We start from the raw sequence: 23481 nt of genomic DNA on the forward strand, positions 1-23481 counted from the left end.
CCCTCCGGCTTGTCCCGTTTACCTCGGTCCGAGAGTGAAATGTACATCGCTGCCCCTAGTCCGCCGCCGTGTGCAGGCTGCCCAAAAGCTGGAAACGTGAGTTGCCGGTACCTGTTGTCGATACCGAAACCGTGACCGTGTCTGTGCCCCGCACGAACCGTTCGGCAACAGCTCCTTCCGCTGCGGGGGCTCCCTCCGACCAGAATCCATGGGCCACCAACGACTGCCGGAAGGACGCCAGGACCTCGGCCTGCGGTTTGGCAATGATTCCGTCCGCTGTTACTTGGAGGACATCACCAGACGTCGATATTGAGGTGGAACCGATCGTTGTTCCTTGGGGCAACGTCAAAATATCGGCAGGCCATCCGTCCACCACTTCACCGGCCGCACTTCCGGGCTCAGGCAAGGTGGTGATCAGTGGCGCGGGGGCAGATGGTTCGGGCAAACCTGTGGGAGTGGCGGTTACCGGCGGGAGGACCTCGAGCGGCTTGGCGGTGGACGGGCCACCCTCCTCCTCGCTGTTGTTGCCTGCGCTGCCTTCGGCGCCCGACGTCGGGCTACCGGACTGGGCGGGCTCCCCGGCACCACCCGGGGTCGGGGCCCCTGAAGCGGTGGCGTTGGAGCCTGGGGTTGGGGCGGAAGACGTTGTGCTTTGGGCGGCCGACGGCCCTGGCTTCCCGGCCATCTGGTCCAAAACTACGGCGACGGCGGCGATCAGCACAGCAAGGCAGATGCCCGCAATGACCAACCGCCGCGCCATCATGGCATGTCCGGGGTGACGGGATTGCCGAGAGGTTGGTACGCCTTTTCACGATGGACGGCGGGTAGAACTGACGCCACCCACATTGTGGTGGCGTTGATCCTTGCGATGGCGATTCGAAGCGCCAAGCTGTTCATGGGGACAGTCTGCCATTGCGACCCCGATTCCGGAACAGTTTTGGCCCTACCAACGTCCATTCCGCGGCCGCGGCTGGCACACCGGGCAGGTATAGGAAGAACGGTTCATAAACTGTTCCCGCTTCATGACGCTGTGCAATCCGATTGCCTCGCAACGGCCACACAGTTCACCGGCACGTCCGTAGGCATTGAGCGACCTGGCGAAGTACCCGGAATCGCCATTGACATTCACATAGAGGGAGTCAAAACTCGTCCCCCCTGCGGCAAGGGCGGCGTTCATGACGTCTTTCACAGCCTCAACCAGGCGCTCGGCATCCGCCCGGCGAAGTTTGTCTGTGGCCCTGGCATAGTGGAGACGGGCACGCCACAAGGCTTCATCCGCATAGATGTTGCCGATGCCGGAAATGACCCCTTGGTCCAGAAGAGCGCGCTTCAGGCCGGTCTTGCGGCCCTTGACCTTCCGGTAGAACGCGTCAAACGAGAAGTAAGGGTCAAGCGGATCCCGGGCAATGTGCGATGCTTCCTCGGCGATCTCCGGCAGGGGCGTTTCGCCCAGGCCGCCAGGGCCGCCGTCGACAGTTGGCACCAAAGCAGTCACGAACAGGCCACCAAAAATCCTCTGGTCCACGAACCGCAGCTGCTCAGGCATCCCGTCCGCCGGGCTGAGGCTGATTCTGACCTTCAGGTGCTTCTCATCCGGCACCACGGGGTCCTGCATCAGCAGCTGCCCGCTCATTCCCAGATGCGCCATCAGCGCCACCTTGGGGAGCTCGTCCGCGGGTTCGGTGTCGGATACGCCGGACATGGCGAGGGGCATCCAGAGGAACTTGCCTCGACGGACGACGTCCAGCACGGTTGCGTGCTCAAGATTCCCGATAAAGTCTTCTGTTCCGAGGGCATGGCGTCGGATGGAGCGCGGATCAAGGACATCAACACCGGTGATGGTACGGCCACGAACCCACCGGGCCAAGCCGCGGCGGACAACCTCTACTTCAGGAAGTTCAGGCATCCGGGTTCAAGCGGAAGAAGGACCGGCAGTAGTGGGATCCAAGGCAGTCAGGGCACGCCAGGCATCAGCGGCTGCTTCCTGCTCTGCTTCTTTCTTGGAATGGCCCGAGCCCCGGCCGTAGGGAGTTCCACCGATGTTCAGTACTGCCTCGAACGTCCTGGCGTGGTCCGGCCCGGAGCCCTCCACAGCATAGTGAATGGCGCCCAGTTGCCGGCTCGCCGTAAGTTCCTGGATGCTGGTCTTCCAGTCGGTTCCTGCTCCAAGGGCACCGGCATCTTTGAGCAGCGGGCCCACCAGGCGCATCACCAGTTGGCGTGCGGTCTCGATGTCGTTCGAGAGATACGTGGCCCCGATCAGGGCCTCCATGGTGTCAGCCAGGATGGAGGCCTTGTTCTTGCCGTCAGTCAGCTTCTCGCCTTGACCGAGGTAAATAAACTCGCCGACGCCGATCTCCCGGCCAATACCAGCCAAAGCACGCGTACTGACGACGGCGGAGCGTCGCTTGGCGAGCTCACCTTCAGGCAGCGAGGGGTTCTCACGGTAAAGAGAATCGGTGACCGAGAATCCCAGGATGGAGTCGCCGAGGAACTCAAGACGCTCGTTGGTGGGAATCCCGCCGTTCTCATACGCATATGAGCGATGTGTCAGAGCAAGACGAAGCGTCTCGGTGTCAATCGAGACACCGAGACGCTTCAGAAGCTCTTCAGTTGAAGACATCCTTAGTCAGCCTGTACGGCAGATTAGGCGTCTGCGACCTTGCGGCCCTTGTATTCAAGGAACAGCGCGGTGCCGGCAGAGTCAGTAACGACCTTTGCCTGGTGCGGCAGGCTGTAGGTAACCTGACCGTTTTCGATGGTCTTGACCAAGTTGGGGGCAGTTGCCTTCCACTGGGCACGGCGGGCGCGTGTATTTGCGCGAGACATTTTCCGCTTGGGAACAGCCACGGCTATCTCATTTCTCTCTTAGACGAACACTTACTAATCGGTTTGCCGGTCAGTCTTAGCCAGATCAGCTAGGGCAGCCCAGCGAGGGTCAATGACCTCGTGGTGGTGCCCCGGCTCGTCTTCCAGGCGCGCTCCACATTCGGAACACAGGCCCTGGCAGTCTTCCCGGCACACCGGCTGGAACGGCAGCATAGTGACAACTGCGTCCCGCAACACCGGCTCAAGATCGATTAGATCGTACTCGACTCGACGTTGCTCTTCATCGTCTTCTTCGCCCGAAAGCTCAACGCCTTCGTAGAAGAAAAGTTCTTGCACATTGACCTCAAGGTCATACGCAAGGGGATCCAGGCATCGACCGCATTCGCCGGTTACTTCGACGTCTACGGTTCCAGATACCAGAATTCCTTCGTGTACGGCCTCAAGACGAAGATCCAGCTCGATATCCGAGCCTTCCTTTACGCCAATGAGCGCCACACCAAGGTCACTTGGCGCAGGTACATGCTCGTTGAGTGTCCGCATGGTCCCTGGACTGCGTCCAAGGTCCTTGACTACCAGCGCCAAGGGCGAACTTGCATCTCGCTTAATGAGAACTCCTGTAGAACATATGACCGACGTATCATCTTAGCCTGATCACGCTTGAGGACTCAAACCGACGCCGGGCGCGCGTGAATGCGCGGTGATTTCAGCTTGGGAACTCCGCGCGAAGGCGCAAGGTACCCATCAAGCCTACCCCTTGCGCGAGGGTTCCGTGGGCGGCTCGCCAGCGAGGAGCCTCTTCAGCACCGATTTGGGGACGTACTCGGAGATGTCGCCGCCGAGGACGTTGACCTCTTTGATCAAGGTGGAGGAAAGGTGCACGTAATGCGCTTCCGCAGGCAGGAAGACCGTTTCGACGCCGGTCAACTGGCGGTTCATGGTGGCCATCGGCAACTCGTAATCGAAATCCGAAGATGAACGCAGCCCCTTGACTATGGCTGAGACACCGCGGTGACGGCAGTACTCCGCCAGCAAACCTTCGCCCATGGGCTCCACGATGATCCCGCGCAGAGAGGCCAATGTTTCCCGCGCCATTTCCATGCGGTCTTCAAGGCTGAACCTGTATTTTTTGGCGTAGTTGGTGGACACGGCCACGATGACTTCGTCGAACAGGCCGGCGGCCCGGGCGATGACTTCGAGATGTCCATTGTGAATGGGGTCAAAGGATCCAGGGCATACCGCGCGTCTCATGAGACGAACCTACCCCATGGCTTTGCCGGGATACCATGGCTGACATGGCATCCGCAGGCAAAAGCCCCTCCCTTGATATGAGTGCCGGCACCACCGCTGGTACTGACTCAACACCATGGCAGCGGGCCGCTACGGGAGCCAATCTGCTCTCCCCCGATGGAACGTTGGGTGTGACAATCTTCGAGGAAATGACCACCTTGGCACTGTCCACCGGTGCCATAAACCTTGGCCAGGGGTTTCCCGATGAAGACGGCCCGGCGGAAATCAAAGCGGCTGCCCAATCCGCCATCGCCCAGGGAGCCAACCAATACGCGCCAGGCAAGGGCACTGCCGCGTTGAGGGAAGCCATTGCCACACACCAACAGCGCTTCTACGGGCTTAACCCGGATCCGGACACGGAAGTACTGGTCACAACTGGCGCAACGGAAGCCATTGCCGCCACACTGCTCGCCTTCATCCAGCCCGGCGACGAAGTCCTGACCTTCGAGCCCTTCTACGACTCGTACGGGGCCATCATCGGCATGGCGGGAGGCAACCACGTCACCGCTCCCCTGCTGGCTCCGGACTTCCTCCCCGACCTCGCGGAGCTGGAAGACTCCTTCAGCAGCCGGACCAAAATCGTCCTTTTGAATAATCCGCATAACCCCACAGGAGCCGTTTTTCCGGAACCCGTACTGACCAGGATTGTGGAACTCGCAGCTAAGTACGGCGCCATCATCGTGAGCGACGAAGTCTACGAGCACCTGACATTCGGCGTAAGGCACATCCCGATCACGTCGCTGCCCGGCGCCGCCGAACGCACCATCACCATTTCGTCCGCAGGCAAGACCTTCTCCTTCACCGGGTGGAAAATCGGCTGGCTCAGCGGACCGGCGGAGCTGGTGGCGGCAGTGCGTACGGTGAAACAATTCCTGACTTACAGCTCGGGGACGCCCTTCCAAAGCGCAATCGCCGTGGGACTTGCCCTACCCGATGAGTTCTACACGGGCATTGCCAATACCCTTCGACACAAGCGCGACATTCTTGCTGAGGGCCTCCGCGCCGCAGGCTTCGGAGTCTACAACCCCAGCGGAACCTACTTCATCAACGTCGACACCGCTCCGCTGGGCATTCGGGACTCGGTGGATCTCGCACGGCGACTTCCCGGGCTCGTTGGAGTAGCAGCCATCCCTGTCCCCGTGTTCTGCCACCCCGAAGGGGCCGAGCGAACGCGGAGCCTGCTGCGGTTTGCCTTCTGCAAGAAAGCGGACGTCCTGGAAGAGGCTGCCGCCCGACTGGCCACCCTCAAGGACCGGCTCTGAACCCGGCAGGCTCCGGCCAGCATGGGGCTACCCGCTTCCTCAGAACCACAGGACAGCACGCCACCATCGAGACGGACACCCTGATTGAGGGCGGCTTCATCCTCAGCATCGGCGGAGCCGAACAATCGCATGTGAACCTGGCCGATCCATCGGAGATCTTCTACGAGTACCTGCGCAGGATCGGGCACGTGGTGGACTTGGCTGCCGAACCCGGAAAACCCATCAGCGCCCTGCATCTGGGCGCCGGCGCCCTCACCTTGGCGCGTTACATCCAAGCGACCCGTCCGGGCTCGGAACAATACGCCGTTGAGCTGGAACGTGAGCTTTTGGACTTCGTACTCCAGAAACTGCCCATGCCTGAAGGCACCACGTTGACCACCCACATCGGCGACGCCCGCGACGCGTTGGCCGAACTTCCCGCGCAGGTGACGTTCGACGTCGTGATTCTCGATATCTTCTCCGGACCGGAGGCCCCTGCCCATATCGCCTGCCGGGAATTCTATGAAGAAGCAGCCGCGCGGTTGCGGCCCGACGGGGTGCTGATCGTCAACGTGGGTGACGAACCCGCGCTGACGCTCGTACGCAGTCAAGTGGCTGCGTTGCGCCAGGCCATGCCGGACGTCGCCGCCTTCGCTGAAACGGGAATGTTCGCTGGCCGCTACCCGGGCAATATAGTGCTGGTGGGCACACGCAAGCCGTGGTCCCCGGACTGGACCGCGCGGCTGCTGGCGCTTGGCCCCCACCCCGCAACCGTCCTCACGGGCGTGGAGCTGGATAGGATTACTGCCTAGCACCCGCAAGCGTTAGGCAGGCTCAGCGAACCACAACTTGGTCTCGCCGTACTTCTTGTCCGCGAAACATTCCAGAGCCTCGGGCCACACAGGTTCCGGGCTCCGCGAACTCCGCTCCACCACCACAACGGCCGCGTCGTCCAAGTACGGTGCCAACTTTTCGAGCACGGCACTCAGGGCAGGCTCATCCAAGGGATAAGGCGGATCAAGGAAGACCAGATCCCACCTGTCAGCGTCGCCCGCACGCTCCAGGAACGACTCCACCTTGGAACGATGCACCGAGACCCTCTTGCCGCCCAGGAGCTGATTCACCAAATCCGCATTGCGCTGGCAGACATCGCTCGCCTTGGCATCAAACTCCACCAGATCCACGGTCCGGGCACCTCGGCTGGCACTCTCGATGCCCAAGGAACCGGATCCTGCATAAAGGTCCAGGACCCTGGCATCGTCAATTACCGCCAAGGATTCCAGGCGGGAAAACAGCGCTTCCTTGACCCTGTCGGTCGTGGGACGCGTAGCCGTTCCGGGAACGCTGGTCAGCGGGTTCCCGCCACCAACTCCGGCAATGATCCGGCTCACAGGGATTCTCCATGTGCGAGCATCCATGGATCTCTATCCGCGTTCAAGGAACGCCTCCTTCTCAGGGTTCAAATACTCATCGATCGCGGCGGCAAGAACCGGCTGATGGTCCAACGCCGGGTCCTCCGACACCAAGCCTTGGGCGTCAGTTCGTGCACGGGCAATGATTTCTTCGTGTTCAAGTACACGGAGCAACTTCAGCGTGGACCGCCCGCCGGATTGCGAAGCACCCAGAATGTCACCTTCCCGGCGGAGTTTCAGGTCTTCCTGGGACAGCTCAAAACCGTCGGTCGTTGAAGCAACGGCATCAAGCCGCCGCCGACTCGGGTGTCCGGGTTCCAACGTAGTCACCAGCAGGCAAGTGCCCGGCAGTCCCCCACGACCCACCCGGCCGCGCAACTGGTGGAGCTGGGAGATCCCAAAGCGGTCGGCGTCGAGAATCACCATGAGGGTGGCGTTGTGGACGTCCACGCCCACCTCAATGACAGTAGTGGACACCAGCACTTTGGTGTTGTTGGATGCGAACGAAGCCATCGTCTCGGACTTCACCTGCGGATCCTGCCGGCCGTGGAGCGGCGCCACCGGGACACCCGCCAGCGCCGGCTCCTGCAAGAGGCTTTCGACGACGGCGGTCACCGAGGCCAGCTCCCGCGCCGGGCCTTCGTCCGCGAGCTCGGCATCGCTGGGTTCCGCTTCGCCAGGGCTGAAGTCGCCGTCGTCGTCCGAGCCGATCTTGGGGCACACCACATACACCTGATGGCCGGAATCGACTTCTTCACGTGAACGCTTCCAAATGCGGTCCACCCAGCCCGGATTCTCAGCGAGCCCCACCACGTGCGTCGAAATAGGTGCACGTCCGGCTGGAAGCTCATCAAGGATGGAAGTCTCAAGGTCACCGAATACCGTCATGGCAACCGTGCGCGGAATCGGTGTGGCCGTCATGACCAGCAAATGTGGAGGCCGCCGCGCCTTTGCGCGGAGGGCATCGCGCTGCTCCACGCCAAAGCGGTGCTGCTCATCCACCACAATCAATCCGAGGTCCTGAAAGCTGGTTTTGTCGCTCAGCAAAGCATGAGTACCAATGACGATTCCCGCATTCCCGGAGGCCGCATCCAGCATTGCCTGTTTGCGTGCCGCGGTGGGCATGGAGCCGGTGAGGAGCGTTACTTGCACGGCTTCCTGAGTGGAGTCTCCTCCCAGCATGCCCGCTCCGCCAAAGATATGGTCCCGAGCCAGTGGCCCCAAGGTCTTGCGGATCGAGTGGAAATGTTGGGCCGCCAAAACCTCCGTAGGCGCCAGCAGGGCAGCCTGGCCACCCGCGTCCACTACCTGCAACATGGCCCGAAGGGCAACGATCGTCTTGCCCGAGCCCACTTCACCCTGCAGGAGCCTGTTCATGGGGGTATCGCGCCCGAGCTCTTCAGCCAGTGTCTTTCCGATTGCGGACTGGCCGGCGGTCAGCGTAAAAGGCAGGTTCTGGTCGAACTTGCTGAGCAACCCGTCCGCGCGCGGCCGGCGCGCAGTGGCTTCCTCGGCGGCGAGCTGCGCGCGACGGCGTGCCAGAGCCGTTTGCAGCACTAGCGCTTCCTGATACCGGAAGCGTTCTTGGGCCCGTTGCCAGTCCTTGGCAATGTCAGGTGAATGGATCAGACGGTATGCCTCAGCCACGCTGAGCAATGCGTCCCTTCGGACAATACTTTCCGGCAGCGGGTCTTCCAAGGAATCAAGATCCATGGTTTGGAGCAAGGCGGTGATTACTTTGTGGATGGACCAACTGGTCAGCTTGGCAGTTGCCGGGTAGACGGGGATGGGCATGGCGGCGAGCTTCTCCGGATCCACGGAACCCTCGGCTTCAGGGTCCTCGTCCAGCAGAAGGAAGTCGGGGTTGGTCAGGCCGAGGGCCCCGCCGTAGCGGGTCACCTTTCCAGAGAACATGGCCCGACGACCAGGCAGTAGTTCTGCCTTCGCACGGAACCCGTTGAAGAAGCTGACCTTCAACGTGCCTGGAACGCCGCCGCCCCCGGCCTCGTCCGTCACCACCACATCTGTGATCGAACCACGCCGGGCCCGCATCTGGCGTGTGCTGTTGGACAGCACACGGGCAATCAGCGTGACCTCTTCATCCAGCGGAAGCTTGTTGATGGGCGTCAATTCACCGCGACTCAAGTATCTGCGAGGGAAGTAGTTCAGCAAGGCTCCGGCCGTTTTGAGGCCCAAGTGCTTATCAATGACAGCCGCAGACCGCTTGCCGATTCTGCGTTCGAGGGGCAGTTCCAGCTCAGAATTCATGCCGTGACTGGCCCGGGACTGGGGAGGCTTGGTTGATGCTGGTGGATTCTCCGCCAGCTGGTTCCAGTGTGGCCGGTTCCTGCCCGTCATCACGGGGTATCGCCAGCTGGCTTACGGCGATATCAGTCGGTTCCCCCAGCGAACGTATGAGTGCTACAGCCGGCTCCGGATCCGGGACATGCACATGAACGCGCCAACGGTAGCTGATTTCGACGCCGGATTCGTCGTCATCATCATCGGCGCCCTGGGCACCACCAACTTGACTCATGATGACGGAATCGCCCATCTCGTCGAGGCGCTGGCGAAGGATGGCTGCATTCAGTGGCGAGAGGTTGATGGTGCACATGACCTCCACGCCATCGTCGGCAGGCATGTGCTCATGGATGTGGGGATCCTGCAATTTGTAGCCATGGAGACCATCCAGCAGTTCCTCCTGGAGTTCCTCACCAAGGACGGCAGCGCGGAGGCAATCCAGCACCAGCAGCATGCCCACCCCGCCCGCATCCACAACATGTGCTTCATGGAGCTGTGCGAGCTCATCCTCGGTCCGGACAACTGCTTGGTAGGCCGCCTCCACCACGGCGTCGAGCGAGAGCCCCAATGCATGGTTGCTGTCGTCGCCGCTTTGGGATGCATCCACCGCTTGGGCAGCGTGAGCGGCGGCTTCCAGCACAGACAGCATGGTGCCTGCCACAGGCTCACTCAAGGCAGACCAAGCCCGGATCTGTGCCCTGTTCAGGGCAGCGGCAAGCAGGGGTGCGCTGAGGCGCGATTTTCCCGCCAAAGGCTCTGCGGCGGCGCACAGGAACACCGCAAAAAGCGTGCCCGAATTGCCCCGTGCTTGCTCCATTGCTGCCTGCCCCGCGCGGGACAGCAAGGCGCCGACGTCGTTGCCGGTCTCGGTGGTGTCCGGCGCAGCTCCACCCAGGGCAGCCACTGCTGCCCGAACAGTGAGATAAAGGTTGGTTCCGGTATCGCCGTCAGCGACAGGAAAGATGTTGATCGCATTGAGACGGTCGCTGTGGTTGCCGAGGACAACCTCCGCCTTGCCGAGCCAACGTTTCATGGCGTGTGCATTCGCGGCGATCTTAGTCTGCAAAGTGATCCCATCCAACGGTGTCAGCAGTTTGCCCGGCAATCCGGACGCCACTGCCTGGCGGCTCGACAACGGCTTGCACCGAGCCTATCGCAGTGAAGCCCTGCGGCAGCTGAATTTCTGCCGGGAACGTAGCAAGCAAACCGTGGTCTTCTCCCCCACCGAGCACCCACCGCATCGCTTCCCCGCCCAGAACCGCAGCTGCTGGTTCCAACGGGGCTGCGTGAATCTTCAAAGCAGCAGGATCAAAGTCCAGGACCACGCCGCTGGCTCCGGCCAGCCGGCTGCCGTCCCGCAGCAGGCCGTCGGAAATATCCAACATGGCCGTGGCACCCGCATGCGCAGCCAGCGGTCCGGCTGCCAGCGGTGGCAGCGGCCGGCATTGGTTGTCCACCAAGCTCCGCAACTCACCTGACAGGCTGTCCAAGGGAATTTCACTTTCCAGCAGCGCCCAGCCGGCAGCTGCCCTTCCCAGCGTCCCTGAAACCGCCACGACGTCCCCGGGTTTGGCGCCGGACCTCAGCACCGGCGCCATACCGGCCAGCGTTCCGACGACGGCGACGGTCACCGCGAGCTCGCGGCCCCTTCCAAGGTCTCCGCCGGCAACGGAGCAGTCCTGGGCGCCTAAACCCACAATTGCCGCCGAGAGGCCATCGGCAAACGCTTCAACCCATTCGACGGGCGTTTCCGGTGGCATGGTCAGGCTCACCACGAGACTCGTGGCACTGCCGCCCATGGCATTGATGTCACTGAGGTTTTGCGCCGCAGCTTTCCAGCCGACGTCGTATCCCGTGGTCCGGTAGCCGTTACGCCACTCAAGCCTGAAGTCCTGATCCTGCGTTTGAGTGTCAATGGAGATGAGCGTCCGGCCGTCCGGGGCTGAGATCAGGGCGGCATCGTCACCAGGTCCCAGCAGAACGCCGGGGCTATGATGCAGGCGAGGAAAGATCCGGGCGAGGAGCTCAGACTCCGAAAGGTCTTGGACGTGCAACCGTTCTGCAGGCACTGCTCTCAATTCTTCTGCTGGCACTGCGTCTTCTGCTGGCACTGCGCTCGACTCTTCTTCCCGCACTGCGCTCGACTCTTCTCCTGGCAATGCTCTCCACACTTCTTCTGGCACTGCGCTCCACTCTTCTTCCCGCACTGCACTCGACTCTTCTCCTGACACTGCTCCACGCTATCGCGATCCACCGACAGAATAATGCGGCGCTGCATTGTGGGGGTTCCGACCTTAGTGTGACCCTGGCAACGCGAATCTGACTGCCAGCGCTTGCGGGATAGTCTGGATGAATGCACCGAAAGATCCTTCGCCGGACTGCTCTGGCCATCGCCTTGGCTTCGGCATCCGTCACCGCTTTGTCGGCTTGTGCGCCGGCCGTGGACGTCACGGCCGCCGCCGACGCCGCAAATCCTGCCTGCGCACCAATGATGGTGGCCCTGCCGGACCAAATCGGTGACGCCGCCCTCCGCAAAACCAACAGCCAGGCGACAGCTGCGTGGGGAGACCCTTCGCAGGTCATTCTCCGGTGCGGCGTGAACGTTCCCGGCCCCACTACCGACCGTTGCGTGAGCGTCAACGACATTGACTGGGTGATCAAGGAAGGCGATCCCGTCTACACCTTGACCACGTTCGGCCGCGAACCGGCCACGGAGATCTTGATTGATCCGGTCAAACTGGAAGCGGCAAACATCAGTTCCGCAACCGTGCTGACCGAGCTGGCAGCGGCGGTTGGCAAGATCAAGGCAACTGGAAAGTGTGTGGGCCAGGAGGACCTTCAGAACTTGCCGTCCGCGCAGTAGTCGACGCCCACTGACGGGCAAGAGTAGTTGTCTTTAGCACAACAACCACTATTGCCACGTACGTGGGTCAGCGCAGCCCGGTCTTGCGGGTCAGAGCCAGATGGATCAGTTCATCTATCAAGTCCCCGTAGGCCAGACCGGATGCCGCCCACATCTGCGGGTACATGCTTTTCGGCGTGAAGCCAGGCATGGTGTTGATCTCATTGATGATCAGCTCTCCGGCCGGGGTATAGAAGAAGTCCACACGACTGAGGCCTTCTGCTCCCACGGCGTCGAAAGCGACGGCGGCGAGTTCCCGCACGCGTGCGATCGCCTCATCCGGCATATCTGCCGGGCAGCTTAGAGCTGCGGCCCCGTCCTCAACATACTTGGCCGCAAAGTCGTAGAACTGATGTTCCCCAACTGCCACCGCAATCTCACCCGGCATGGAGGTACGTGGCGCATCCGTGCCACGGCCCTGTAGGACAGCGCACTCGATTTCGCGGCCCACGATGCCGGCTTCAATGACCAGCTTCAGGTCGTGGCGGCGCGCTTCATCGATGGCCGCGTCAAGTCCTTCCATCGAGTCAACTTTGGAGATACCCATGGACGAACCCGCGCGGGCAGGCTTGACGAACACGGGGAACCCGAGCTTGTCCACCCGCTTACGAACAGCCTCCGCGTCGGTGCTCCATTCGCGGTCTGTGACAGCCACGTACGGGCCCACGCTCAGTCCGGCGGACTCAAACACCACCTTCATGAAGTGCTTGTCCATTCCCACAGCCGAGGCCAGCACACCGGCGCCGACATAGCGCGTGTCTGAAAGCTCCAAGAGGCCCTGGATGGTCCCGTCTTCGCCCCATGGCCCATGCAGCAAGGGGAAGACAACATCCACCGAACCCAGTTCCTGGGGAACGGCATTGGGCTCGGTCACGATGAGCTGATGCTCACCACCCACTTCGGCCAAGGTTACGGTCCTGCCCGACGGCGCCACCTCGGGAAGCGCTGCGGAGCTCAAGGACCACTCACTTGTGTCGCCCGAAGCGAGAACCCACTGCCCCGATTTGGCGATGCCAATCGGTATGACCTCGTACTTGTTCTTGTCGATCGCGCCCATGACACCAGCGGCGGTAACGCAGCTGACGGCATGCTCGCTGGAGCGCCCCCCAAAGAGAATCGCTACACGGGGGCGGCCCGTCACGGGGGTGGAGTGGTCAGTCACCATCAGTAGTCGCCTTCGGACTTCAGTGCCCGGGCCAACAGTCGCGGCCCCAGGTCATCAACGGACATTCTGCCTTCAAGCACCGCCACGACGGCAGCCGTTATGGGCATTTCAACATTCAACTTGCCAGCAAGCTCGTGCACAGCAGGGCCTGACTTGATGCCCTCCGCTGTCTGCGTCATCTGTTCGGCAACCTGCTCAAGGCTGAGACCTTCGCCGAGCAATCTGCCGGCCGTGTGGTTGCGTGAGAGTGCTGAAGAGCATGTGGCAACAAGATCGCCGAGTCCGGCAAGACCGGCCATGGTGTGTGCTTCTCCGCCAAGAGCCAGCGCCAGCCGGGACGTCTCGGCGAGACCGCGCGTGATGACGGAAGCTTTAGTGTTGTCGCCCATCTGCCGGCCTTCGCAAATGCCCACGGCAAGTGCAATCACGTTCTTCACGATCCCGCCGATTTCCACACCTACGACGTCGGTGCTGGTGTACGGCCGGAAGTAGGGTGCCGTGCAGCAAAGCGCTATGGCAGCAGCGGTGTCGGCGTCGCTGCAAGCAACAACTGACGCCGTTGGTTGTTCCCTGGCAATCTCCATCGCCAGGTTAGGGCCTGAAACCACAGCAACGCGCGATGCGGGAAGACCCAGCTCCTGGGCAATGACTTCGCTCATCCGGGCGTCCGTGCCCAATTCCAGGCCCTTCATCAAGGAGACAACCACGGCGTCCGGCGCCAGCAACGGCTTCCATTCCCCCAGCTGCGGCCGCAGGGACTGGGCGGGCACGGCGAGGACCACCAAGGTGGCATCCCGGAGCACCTCCGCCACATCCGTGGACGCTGTGATGGATGACGGAAGGTCAATGTCTTTGAGGTACTGCTTGTTGCGGTGTGAAGAGTTGATCTGCTCCACAACTTCCGTGCGACGTCCCCAGATCCGGATACTGCGCTCAGATCCCGTAGCGTCAGCTGCGTCAGCCAGGACCTTGGCAAACGTGGTTCCCCACGACCCGGCACCCAAGACAGCCACGATGTCCGGTGTTTTGACGGGGCTTTCCACTGCGATCATTTGCTGTCCTCCCCTTCACGGGCATCAGGAGAGCCACCCTGAGTGAAGCGGCCGTGCTTGGACTGTTTGTGGACAGCCGGATCCCAGCGTTCAGCCGGAGCATCTTTGCCGCGAAGAGTCTCAAGGAGTTCCGTGATGGCGTCCATGATGACTTCAGTGGCCTCGGTCAGTGTGGCGCGGTCCATCGGCCGGTCACTGAACGCACTGAGATCCACGGGCTTCCCGATGAGCACGCGAACCGTTTTCCGCGGGAACACATGGAACCGCTTGGCATAACGCGGGAAAACATCTTGCGCACCCCAGTGGGCCATGGGCACCACAGGGGCTCCGGTCTGCAGGGCAAGCCTGGCGGCCCCGGTGTGCCCCTTCATCGGCCACAGATCAGGATCCCGGGTCAAGGTGCCCTCGGGATAAATAATGATGGCACCGCCGGCATCCACCACCTCTTTGGCGACTTGGAGCGAGCGGTTCGCTCCCGCCGTCGAGCGTTCAACCGGAATCTGCCTGGTGGCGTGCAGCAGGGCACCCAGCACGGGGACCTTGAAGAGGCCTGTCTTCGCGAGGAAGTGCGGTGGCCGCTTCTGGTTGTACACCATGTGTCCAATGACGATGGGGTCGATCTCGGTGCAGTGGTTTGGTACTGCGATGAAGCCGCCAGGTGGAAGGTTCTCCACACCTTCCCACTTCTTGGCCATCAGGATGTTCATCAACGGGCGCGCGAGACCCGCCAGCAGCATGAACGTTGCACGGCTCTTGGCCGATTCCTTCAAAGGATCCCCCGCTACTTGGTGGTGGTGATGTCGAAATCGGCGCCCAGACCGGCCAGCTTCTCGGTAAAGCGCTCGTAACCGCGGTTGATGATGTCTATGCCCGTAACGCGTGACGTTCCCGTGGCGGCCAAAGCCGCGATGAGGTGGCTGAAACCGCCACGGAGGTCGGGAATGTCAATGTCCGTGCCCCTGAGCGGAGTGGGACCTGAGATCACTGCTGAGTGGAGGAAGTTCCGCTGTCCGAACCGGCAGGGAACACTGCCCAGGCACTCACGGTGTACCTGAATGTTCGCACCCATCCGCGCAAGGGCTTCTGTGAATCCGAAACGGTTCTCATAGACAGTCTCGTGGACGATGGAGACGCCCTCGGCCTGTGTCAGGGCAACCACCAACGGCTGCTGCCAGTCCGTCATGAAGCCGGGGTGGACGTCCGTCTCCAGGACGAGCGGGGAGAGCTTTCCGCCCTGGTGGTAGAAGCGGATGCCGTCGTCGCCGATGTCCATGCCGCCGCCAACCTTGCGGTAGGTATTCAGGAACGTCATCATGTCCCGCTGCGAAGCACCCTCAACAAAGATGTCGCCGCGCGTGACCAAGGCGGCAGATGCCCAGGACGCGGATTCGTTGCGGTCCGGGAGTGCGCGGTGGTTGTAGCCACCAAGGTCCTTGACGCCCTCAATCCGGATGGTCCGGTCAGTCTGGACGCTGATAATGGCGCCCATTTTCTGCAGGACCGCAATGAGGTCGATGATCTCCGGTTCCGTGGCCGCACCAATGAGTTCGGTGATGCCCTCGGCGCGCGTGGCGCTGAGCAGCACCTGCTCAGTGGCTCCAACTGACGGATACGGCAGCGAAATCTTGGCTCCGTGCAGACCGTTGGGGGCGGAGATATGAATACCGCCCGGACGCTTTTCCACCACGGCACCAAATTGGCGCAGGACGTTCAGGTGGTAGTCGATGGGCCTGTCGCCGATCTTGCAACCACCAAGGTCGGGGATGAAGGCCTCGCCGATCGCATGGATCAGGGGTCCGCACAGCAGGATGGGAATCCGCGAATCGCCCGCGTGCGCATCAATTGCTGTACTGGAGGCCGTCTTGGCATCCTTGGGATCCAAGGTGAGGTCTCCCGTCACCGGATCCTTTACGACGGTTACGCCATGCAGCTGCAGCAGGCTGGTGACAACCTCGACATCCTTGATTTCCGGCACGTTCCTCAGCACCGATGGTTCGCTGCCCAGCAACGCCGCCACCATGGCCTTTGGCACCAGGTTCTTGGCACCGCGAACGGTCACTCGTCCTGTTAATGGGACGCCACCGCGGATTGTCAGAACACTACTCATCTATACCGGTTTCCTCACGACTACTCGCCCCCCAAACTTACAAAGGCTCCAGCTAAGCATAGAAGCTCGCTTTACCGAACCGAAATGGAACCGCCCGACACCCCGCCTTTCACGCTCCAGGCGCACGCCAATGAAAAAGGACCGGCGGGGCCCCTTTGAGGGGGCCCTGCCGGTCCGAAAACCGCAGCGTTGCGACCTGGCGTCGGAGGCTACTGGGCTTGAACCTTCGCGGGAAGCGTCTTCGGCTTGAAGGACGGGCGTGTGGCCTCGTAGGCCGTGATGTCTGCCTCATGCTGGAGGGTCAGGCCAATGTCATCGAGACCTTCCAGGAGGCGCCAGCGGGTGTAGTCGTCGATCTCGAACGGCGCCACCACATTGCCGCACTCAACCGTTTTGGAAACCAGGTCAACCTTGATTTCAGTCCCGGGGTGGTTCTCCAGGACCTTCCAGATGAGTTCGATGTCGTCCTGTGCCACCTGGGCCGCAAGCAGCCCCTGCTTTCCTGAGTTGCCACGGAAAATGTCGGCGAACCTGGAGGACAGAACGGCTTTGAACCCATAGTCCTTCAACGCCCAGACAGCGTGCTCACGGGATGATCCCGTACCGAAATCAGGTCCGGCCACCAGCACGGAGCCGGCATTGAACGGGGCCTGGTTCAAGATGAAGGACTCGTCCTTCCGCCAAGCGGCAAACAAGGCATCCTCGAAGCCGGTGCGCGTAATGCGCTTGAGGTACACAGCGGGGATGATCTGGTCGGTGTCCACGTTGCTCTGGCGCAGCGGGACGCCGATGCCGGTGTGGGTAGTGAATGCTTCCATGGGATCCTCCTAGACTGCGATTCCGGTCAGTGCGCCTGCCGCAGCGGGCTCAAGGTCCGATGGCGAGCTCAGCGTGCCTCGGACAGCTGTGGCCGCAGCCACGACGGGCGAGACCAGGTGCGTGCGGCCACCCTTGCCCTGACGCCCCTCAAAGTTGCGGTTGGACGTGGAGGCGCAGCGCTCCCCCGGCTCCAACTGGTCCGGGTTCATGCCCAAGCACATGGAGCAGCCGGCAAAACGCCATTCTGCGCCAAACTCCTTGAAGACCTTGTCCAAGCCTTCAGCCTCTGCTTCCAAGCGGACTCGGGCTGAGCCTGGAACCACCAGCATCCGCACGTTGGGATCCTTGGCACGGCCGCGGATGATGTCGGCGGCAACGCGCAGGTCCTCGATGCGTGAATTGGTGCAGGATCCCAGGAACACGGTATCCACGCGGATGTCCTTCATGGGGGTGCCGGCTTCCAAGCCCATGTACTGCAGGGCGCGCTCGGCAGCTGCCTTGGCATTCTCGTCACCGAAGTCCTCAGGAGACGGCACCTTTGCGGACAGGGACACGCCCTGGCCCGGGTTGGTACCCCAGGTCACGAACGGCTCCAACGTGTCGGCGTCCAGGTCAACTTCGACGTCGAAGGTTGCATCGGCGTCCGTGGTGAGCGTGTTCCAGTACTCGACGGCGGCATCCCAGTCGGCGCCTTCCGGTGCGTGTGGGCGGCCCTGCATGTAGTCGTAGGTAGTCTGGTCCGGAGCCACCATACCGGCGCGTGCGCCGGCTTCGATGGACATGTTGCAGATGGTCATGCGGGCGTCCATGGACAGCGCACGAATTGCGGAGCCACGGTATTCCAGGACGTATCCCTGACCGCCACCGGTGCCGATCTTGGCGATGACGGCCAAGATGATGTCCTTCGCGGTGACGCCGGGACGCAGGGTGCCTTCAACATTGATGGCCATGGTCTTGAACGGCTTCAAGGACAGCGTCTGGGTAGCCATGACATGTTCTACCTCGGACGTGCCGATGCCCATGGCCAGGGCACCGAAGGCGCCGTGGGTTGAGGTGTGTGAGTCGCCGCAGACCACAGTCATGCCCGGCTGGGTCAGGCCCAGCTGCGGCCCTACCACGTGCACGATCCCCTGCTCCTTGTCGCCGAGGGAGTGCAGGCGGACACCGAACTCCTTGCAGTTGGCGCGCAGGGTTTCGATCTGGGTGCGGCTGGTCAGGTCCGCGATTGGCTTGTCGATGTCCAGCGTGGGAGTGTTGTGGTCCTCCGTGGCAATGGTGAGGTCGACGCGACGCAGCGGCCGACCAGCCAGGCGCAGGCCCTCAAAGGCCTGCGGGGACGTCACTTCGTGGATGAGGTGCAGGTCGATGAAAAGAAGGTCTGGCTGGGCATTGGCTCCTTCGCCCTCACCCTTGCGCACCACGTGCGCGTCCCAGACTTTCTCGGCCAGTGTCTTTCCCACGGCCTTGCTCCCTTCACTGCGGTTGGATGATCACATCCATTGAACTGTTCGTGATCCACTGATCTCTTCATCTACTGAAGCAGCTTCAACTACTGAAGCAGCCCTGCGGCAAAATAGGCCAGCGAAACAACTTGCATCTCAGATATTGAGACGGCAATATCATTACATGGACAATTCTAGTGGAGTCGGTGTCATTGATAAAGCGGCCCAGGTACTCGATGCCCTTGAGGCCGGGCCCACGACTCTCGCCCAACTTGTGGCGGCCACGGGCCTTGCCCGGCCCACGGTTCACCGGCTCGCGCTGGCCCTGGTTCACCACCGTCTGGTGAGCCGCGATATCCAAGGACGTTTCGTCCTGGGCAGCCGGCTGGTGGAACTCGCATCCGCTGCCGGTGAAGACCGGCTCATCGCCTCAGCCGGTCCCGTGCTCATTCAACTCCGCGACGCCACGGGCGAAAGCGCGCAGATCTTCCGCCGCCAAGGCGACTGGCGTGTCTGCGTGGCCTCAGCGGAACGCCCCATCGGTTTGCGGGACACCATTCCGGTAGGCACCCAACTCTCCATGAAGGCCGGCTCTGCCGCCCAGGTCTTACTGGCGTGGGAGGACCACGACCGCCTTCTCGAAGGGCTTCAAAACGCCCGCTTTACGCCCACCGTACTGGCAGGGGTACGACGCCGGGGCTGGGGTCAGAGCCTCGGCGAACGCGAGCCCGGGGTCGCCTCGGTTTCAGCCCCCGTTCGCGGACCGTCGGGCAGGGTCATCGCGGCGGTGTCTATTTCGGGTCCGATTGAACGCCTCACCCGCCAGCCGGGCCGCCTTCACGCCGAAGTGGTTTGCAACGCCGCCCGGGTTTTGACCGAAGCCCTGCGCAAGAACAACGACTGACATGAACAGCTACGCCGTGTTCCTCCGCGGCATCAATGTGGGCGGCATCAACATCAAGATGGCCGATCTCTCGTCAGCCCTGAAGGACTACCCGTTCGCCAAGGTCAAAACCCTCCTGGCCAGCGGAAACGTGGTCCTTCAGAGTGAACTCAGCGCCAAGGACGTCAAAGCGCAGTTCGAGAAGTGCTTGCGGGAAACCTTTGACTACGACGCCTGGGTGGTAGTCCTTACCGCCGCACGGGTAAGCGAACTTGTGGACGCGTGCCCGTACCCGGCCGACGACAAATCCACGCACAGCTACATCACCCTCGCCTCCGACACAGCAATGCTCGACGAACTCTTTGAGGCAGGCGAAAACCTGGGCGGCGTAGAACAAGTGCGGCTGGGCCCGGAGGCCTCCGCTTGGCTGGCCCCCGCCGGCGGTACACTGGCCAGCCCTTTCAGCAAGCTCTCCGCCAAGGCACGCTACAAGGCCAGTACCACTACCAGGAACTTGCGCACTCTAATCAAAGTCAGGGATGCGGCCGAGGCCCTCTAGCCGGAACGCGCGGCCCTCAGCGCCGCGTTGAAAGCCTTCAACCGCGTAATTTCCACTTCAACCGGCTCCACGATCCGCTGCTCGGCAACCGCTGCCACAGCGCCCTTCAAACGCTTTGCAGCCCCCGAAGCCCTGACGCGGGCAGCCCAGCCCCCAAGCATCCGCCCGGAAATCGCCAGGACAATACCCAACACCACTCCGCCCACGACCATCAAGGTAGGCCACGGCCATCCCTCCGTGCGGGGTACTTCGGGTACAGGCATCTGGAAGTAGCCGAGGACGGCCAACACGCCGAGCCATCCAAGGCCGCCAACGGCCAGCAGAAGCGCCAGCCATTGAAGTGTATTAAAGAGCACCCACCACAGCGGACGCTTCGTGGCCTTCAGATCAGTTCCGGCAATAGCCTGATCCAACGCATCAGGCAGCTGTTCCCGGCCGTCCCTGGCCACACCACGGATGGCCGCACGCCACGGACCAGGAGCGCCGGTGGATGCGTCGTCCGCGAAGTCCCTGACGGCGGCATCCGTCCGTGCTCGCTCCGGCGCGCCCGCTGGAGGCAACGATGTCCGGCTCAACTCAGGCCGGGTGTCATCCCTGCCCAGATTTAACCTCCGCAACGGATCAGGTCGGAAACGCAACAGCCATCGGGTGACGGGCCACCCCGTCCTCTTGGCCGACTCCCTCTTGAAAGATCGCTGAACAGCATCCACCACCACCGGTACATTTGCCGCCGTCGAAAGTTCTGACGCCAAGCGGGCCTTCGCGTTTCCCTTGATGCCCCGGGCTTCACCCTCGCCGGACGCCCGAGCGAGTTCCGTGGCGGCCCTCGTGACGTCCGCCGCCAGGCGCTGTGTTGTTGCCTCCCGTTGGACCACGACGTTCCGGATGGCACCGCGGAGGGTTTGGACGCCGTCGCCAGTCAGCGCTGAGGCGCTGAGGACCCGAACCTGGCCCAGTCCGTCCCGTGCCAGGATCCCTTCCAATGACTGCTTGACTGCCGAAGCGTCCGCAGAACTGAGCTTGTCCACCTGGTTCAGGACAACCAGCGTGACGGCACCGTGGGAGGCCATGGGTCGAAGGAAATCATTATGCACAGCGGCGTCGGCGTACTTTTGCGGGTCCAGAACCCACACCAAGACATCCACCATGCCCACCATGCGCTGAACAATCTCCCGGTTTTCAACCCGAGTGGAATCGAAGTCCGGGAGGTCCAGCAGCACCAGGCCGGTGTGCTCATCTGCGAGGCCAGGGACCGGCGGCAGCGTATGCCGCTCTTTGACATCCAACCAGTCCAGCAACGGTCCGCTGCCATCTTCTCCCCAGATGCCCGCCAAAGGCGCCGAGGTTGTGGGGCGTCGCGCAGCTGCAGTCGCCAGTTCGCTGCCGGATACTGCATTGAACAAGGACGACTTGCCGCTGCCAGTAGCTCCGAAAAAGCCCACCACGGTGTGTTCTGCAGACAATGACCGCCGGGACGCTGCACGTTCCAGGACGTCATAGACAGATTGCAGCTCCTGCTCCGGAAGCACGCCTTCGGCGAGTTCCCGGGCCGTGTTGAGCGATTCAAGCCGGCGCTGCAACTGGGAAGACTCGCGGACCTGACTGTGGCGGCTCATGCGGCCCCTGCCAGGCGGCGCAAGGCTTTGGCATGCCGGGTGAGGTTGTTTCCGGAGCTGGGATTGGCCTCCTCAAGCCGGCTAAGGAACCGTTGCCTCTCATCGTCCAGGAGCCGTTGGCACTGAGTGTGCAAGTCATCCCTGGCCTGCTGGGCCAAGCGACGTACGGCGTCCTCACCGAACACCGCTTCCAGCAGTTTCTGGCCAACAACGGCCGTTCCGCCTGCGATGCCGATCTCCAAACCGCTCAGACCGGCAGTCATGGAGAACACCACCACCATGAGCGCAGCGCCGAGTCCGTTGACGCCGAAGGACAACCACCGGGCCTGGGTTCGTTTTCCCTGGCCCTGGGTCCGGATCATCTCCATCAGCCCTTCCTGCCAGGATCGGATGGCTGCTGCGGCCTTTGCGTCGAAGCCCTCGCTGGTGCCCGAAAGATCGTCGGAACCAAGGAGCTCCCGGCCAGCAGCATCCGCACGCCATCGCCTGTCCACGTTTTCGGCAGCGTTCGCGGCTTCGTCCAAGATCACCGCCTGCAACCCGGTCTCAATCGCGGTTTCAACCTTCACCGCGGGGGCGGGTTCGCCACGGAAGAATGCCCCTACGCGGTCCCGCATCCGTCCGATGTTCTGTTCGAGTGCCCGGAAGAACTCCCCCGTGCCTACAAAGTCCTGCCACCGCGCCAACACTTCGCCGCGGAGCAACGCTCCATCCTTAGTGGCCTCCAAAATGCGCGAAAGGGCTTGCCCATACTCAGCAACGCATGCTGCCTGGAGGTCGTGGGCTGCGGCATCCTGGGCAGCAGCAGCACCGGCGATTCCCTCCAACCGGACGCTGACAGCTTTGACAGCGCCATTGAGTGTGCGCCTGGCAACGTCTGCACGCCCGGCTGCATTGGCCGCCAAGGCACCCAGCCACTGGCGCAGGGGAATGACGGATTCCTCCGGCAGCATCCCCAGCCCATCCAAAGCACTCTCCGGAATGACGAAGAGTTTCGCGTCAGCCAGCCCCTGCCGATCAAGCATTGTTTGGAGGTCAGTCCTGACTTCGTCTTCCGCAGCAGCGGGCACGCGGTCCAGGACCACGGCTACGGTGATATCCCGCGAAGCTGCGTCCAGGAGCAGTCGCCAGGGAACGGCGTCGGCATAGCGGTTTGCCGTGGTGACAAACACCCAGAGGTCAGCGGCAGCAAGCAGCTGTCCGGCAAGCCTGCGGTTGTCGTCGGAGATGGAGTCGACGTCGGGCGCATCCAGGAGGGCTATGCCCTGCGGAACGCGGTCATGCCCCACCAGCACCAACGATGTGATGGCTTGTGCATCGGGAACCGCACCTGCCTGATGCGCGGGCATGGGATTCGCGGACACGGTTCCCCGGATACGGTCCAGGTTCGGAAGTATCCGGTGGCCTTCAAACCACCCTGCGTCCAGAGGATGATGCAGAAGGATGGGCTGGCGAGTGGTGGGCCTGATAGCACCGGCACGAGTCACCGGATACCCAATCAGCGCATTAACCAGCGTGGACTTCCCGGCGCCCGTTGAACCGCCGACGACGGCCAGCAGCGGAGCGTCGAGGCTGCGGTAGCGGGGAATAACGTAGTCGTCCAGCTGGGCCAGTGACTCTCGGATCCACTGACGTGCTTCCCGCACCTCCGGCACGGCGAGCGGAAGGGTTGTGGCCGCAAGTTCCGCGCGGGCATCTTCCAGGGTCTCGACGGCGGCTGCCGCGCCTGGTGCAGCTTGGGTAGCCCCGGGTGTTGCCTCATCATCATTTGCGGTCACAGCATCATCATGCCAGCCCGATCCGTCGCAGGAGCGGCGGCGCAGGCCCTGAGGGCAAAACCGTGGAAAAAAGAAATCCCCCGGAACC

The 23481-nt window shown here is 62.3% G+C and carries 24 protein-coding genes; 5 read left to right on the top strand and 19 right to left on the bottom strand.

Annotated features, from left to right (window positions below):
• Nucleotides 1–55: 55 nt before the first annotated feature.
• The 7 genes from ARUE_RS13130 to coaD all read right to left on the bottom strand — a co-directional run bounded on the left by ARUE_RS13130 (nt 56) and on the right by coaD (nt 4077).
• Nucleotides 56–763, bottom strand: coding sequence for a hypothetical protein (locus ARUE_RS13130; RefSeq protein ID WP_014922094.1), 708 nt, complete (start codon nt 761–763; stop codon nt 56–58).
• Entirely contained in the window at nt 760–897 is a 138-nt protein-coding gene (locus ARUE_RS24135; RefSeq protein WP_159101464.1) for a hypothetical protein, read from the bottom strand. Before ARUE_RS24135 ends, ARUE_RS13130 begins: the two co-directional genes overlap by 4 nt.
• Before the next feature lie 46 nt (nt 898–943).
• The gene (mutM, locus tag ARUE_RS13135) at nt 944–1906 is read right to left on the bottom strand and encodes a bifunctional DNA-formamidopyrimidine glycosylase/DNA-(apurinic or apyrimidinic site) lyase (protein WP_014922095.1); all 963 of its coding nucleotides are present in this window, start codon (nt 1904–1906) and stop codon (nt 944–946) included.
• Between the two features lie 6 nt (nt 1907–1912).
• Complete coding sequence (rnc, locus tag ARUE_RS13140) at nt 1913–2623, bottom strand: ribonuclease III (protein WP_011775138.1); 711 nt, start codon at nt 2621–2623, stop codon at nt 1913–1915.
• Between the two features lie 23 nt (nt 2624–2646).
• Nucleotides 2647–2850 carry a 50S ribosomal protein L32 gene (gene rpmF / locus ARUE_RS13145; RefSeq protein ID WP_011775139.1) on the bottom strand — a complete coding sequence of 68 codons (204 nt, stop codon included), beginning with the start codon at nt 2848–2850 and terminating at the stop codon, nt 2647–2649.
• A gap of 33 nt (nt 2851–2883) precedes the next feature.
• Nucleotides 2884–3411 (bottom strand): YceD family protein, encoded by a 528-nt coding sequence (locus ARUE_RS13150; RefSeq protein WP_011775140.1) that lies wholly within the window; start codon nt 3409–3411, stop codon nt 2884–2886.
• 165 nt (nt 3412–3576) lie between these two features.
• Nucleotides 3577–4077 (bottom strand): pantetheine-phosphate adenylyltransferase, encoded by a 501-nt coding sequence (gene coaD, locus ARUE_RS13155; protein WP_011775141.1) that lies wholly within the window; start codon nt 4075–4077, stop codon nt 3577–3579.
• Nucleotides 4078–4154: 77 nt separating this feature from the next.
• Between coaD and ARUE_RS13160 the strand changes: the two genes are divergently transcribed.
• Both ARUE_RS13160 and ARUE_RS13165 read left to right on the top strand, forming a co-directional pair.
• Entirely contained in the window at nt 4155–5378 is a 1224-nt protein-coding gene (locus tag ARUE_RS13160) for an aminotransferase class I/II-fold pyridoxal phosphate-dependent enzyme (protein ID WP_051025093.1), read from the top strand.
• Nucleotides 5375–6169 (top strand): fused MFS/spermidine synthase, encoded by a 795-nt coding sequence (locus ARUE_RS13165; RefSeq protein WP_498601980.1) that lies wholly within the window; start codon nt 5375–5377, stop codon nt 6167–6169. Before ARUE_RS13160 ends, ARUE_RS13165 begins: the two co-directional genes overlap by 4 nt.
• Before the next feature lie 12 nt (nt 6170–6181).
• On the opposite strand, the gene rsmD is transcribed toward ARUE_RS13165, so the two are convergent.
• The 4 genes from rsmD to ARUE_RS13185 are packed head-to-tail and all read right to left on the bottom strand — an operon-like array spanning nt 6182 to nt 11139.
• Nucleotides 6182–6748 (bottom strand): 16S rRNA (guanine(966)-N(2))-methyltransferase RsmD, encoded by a 567-nt coding sequence (gene rsmD / locus ARUE_RS13170; protein WP_238324317.1) that lies wholly within the window; start codon nt 6746–6748, stop codon nt 6182–6184.
• A gap of 33 nt (nt 6749–6781) precedes the next feature.
• Nucleotides 6782–9037, bottom strand: a complete 2256-nt coding sequence (locus tag ARUE_RS13175) for an ATP-dependent DNA helicase RecG (RefSeq protein WP_014922096.1) — start codon at nt 9035–9037, stop codon at nt 6782–6784.
• Nucleotides 9027–10103: a DAK2 domain-containing protein gene (locus tag ARUE_RS13180; RefSeq protein ID WP_011775146.1), complete on the bottom strand. Its 1077-nt coding sequence runs from the start codon at nt 10101–10103 to the stop codon at nt 9027–9029. The genes ARUE_RS13175 and ARUE_RS13180 overlap by 11 nt, the downstream gene beginning before the upstream one ends.
• A 22-nt stretch (nt 10104–10125) precedes the next feature.
• Nucleotides 10126–11139 (bottom strand): thiamine-phosphate kinase, encoded by a 1014-nt coding sequence (locus ARUE_RS13185; protein WP_286139735.1) that lies wholly within the window; start codon nt 11137–11139, stop codon nt 10126–10128.
• Between the two features lie 284 nt (nt 11140–11423).
• On the opposite strand from ARUE_RS13185, the gene ARUE_RS13190 reads away from it, so the two are divergent.
• Nucleotides 11424–11933 (top strand): DUF3515 family protein, encoded by a 510-nt coding sequence (locus ARUE_RS13190; RefSeq protein ID WP_014922098.1) that lies wholly within the window; start codon nt 11424–11426, stop codon nt 11931–11933.
• Between the two features lie 67 nt (nt 11934–12000).
• Here the strand turns inward: ARUE_RS13190 and ARUE_RS13195 are convergent, their stop codons facing one another.
• From ARUE_RS13195 to leuC, 6 genes are all read right to left on the bottom strand, one after another.
• Nucleotides 12001–13137, bottom strand: a complete 1137-nt coding sequence (locus ARUE_RS13195; protein WP_011775149.1) for a D-alanine--D-alanine ligase family protein — start codon at nt 13135–13137, stop codon at nt 12001–12003.
• Complete coding sequence (locus ARUE_RS13200; RefSeq protein ID WP_014922099.1) at nt 13137–14189, bottom strand: NAD(P)H-dependent glycerol-3-phosphate dehydrogenase; 1053 nt, start codon at nt 14187–14189, stop codon at nt 13137–13139. Before ARUE_RS13200 ends, ARUE_RS13195 begins: the two co-directional genes overlap by 1 nt.
• Nucleotides 14186–14959: a lysophospholipid acyltransferase family protein gene (locus ARUE_RS13205; RefSeq protein WP_011775151.1), complete on the bottom strand. Its 774-nt coding sequence runs from the start codon at nt 14957–14959 to the stop codon at nt 14186–14188. The genes ARUE_RS13200 and ARUE_RS13205 overlap by 4 nt, the downstream gene beginning before the upstream one ends.
• Before the next feature lie 11 nt (nt 14960–14970).
• On the bottom strand, nt 14971–16296 hold the full coding sequence (gene murA, locus ARUE_RS13210) for a UDP-N-acetylglucosamine 1-carboxyvinyltransferase (RefSeq protein WP_014922100.1): 1326 nt from the start codon (nt 16294–16296) through the stop codon (nt 14971–14973).
• Nucleotides 16297–16505: 209 nt separating this feature from the next.
• Complete coding sequence (leuD, locus tag ARUE_RS13215; protein WP_011775153.1) at nt 16506–17114, bottom strand: 3-isopropylmalate dehydratase small subunit; 609 nt, start codon at nt 17112–17114, stop codon at nt 16506–16508.
• Between the two features lie 9 nt (nt 17115–17123).
• Nucleotides 17124–18575, bottom strand: a complete 1452-nt coding sequence (leuC, locus tag ARUE_RS13220; RefSeq protein WP_011775154.1) for a 3-isopropylmalate dehydratase large subunit — start codon at nt 18573–18575, stop codon at nt 17124–17126.
• 166 nt (nt 18576–18741) lie between these two features.
• On the opposite strand from leuC, the gene ARUE_RS13225 reads away from it, so the two are divergent.
• On the top strand, nt 18742–19461 hold the full coding sequence (locus tag ARUE_RS13225; protein WP_014922101.1) for an IclR family transcriptional regulator: 720 nt from the start codon (nt 18742–18744) through the stop codon (nt 19459–19461).
• A gap of 1 nt (nt 19462) precedes the next feature.
• Nucleotides 19463–19999 carry a DUF1697 domain-containing protein gene (locus ARUE_RS13230; RefSeq protein ID WP_014922102.1) on the top strand — a complete coding sequence of 179 codons (537 nt, stop codon included), beginning with the start codon at nt 19463–19465 and terminating at the stop codon, nt 19997–19999.
• Here ARUE_RS13230 and ARUE_RS13235 read toward each other — a convergent pair.
• Nucleotides 19996–21615, bottom strand: a complete 1620-nt coding sequence (locus ARUE_RS13235) for a GTPase (protein ID WP_014922103.1) — start codon at nt 21613–21615, stop codon at nt 19996–19998. The genes ARUE_RS13230 and ARUE_RS13235 overlap by 4 nt on opposite strands.
• Nucleotides 21612–23393 carry a dynamin family protein gene (locus ARUE_RS13240; RefSeq protein WP_014922104.1) on the bottom strand — a complete coding sequence of 594 codons (1782 nt, stop codon included), beginning with the start codon at nt 23391–23393 and terminating at the stop codon, nt 21612–21614. Before ARUE_RS13240 ends, ARUE_RS13235 begins: the two co-directional genes overlap by 4 nt.
• Nucleotides 23394–23481 lie beyond the last annotated feature (88 nt).

This window comes from Arthrobacter sp. Rue61a, from assembly GCF_000294695.2.
In the GTDB taxonomy this organism is placed as follows: Bacteria; Actinomycetota; Actinomycetes; order Actinomycetales; family Micrococcaceae; genus Arthrobacter; species Arthrobacter aurescens_A.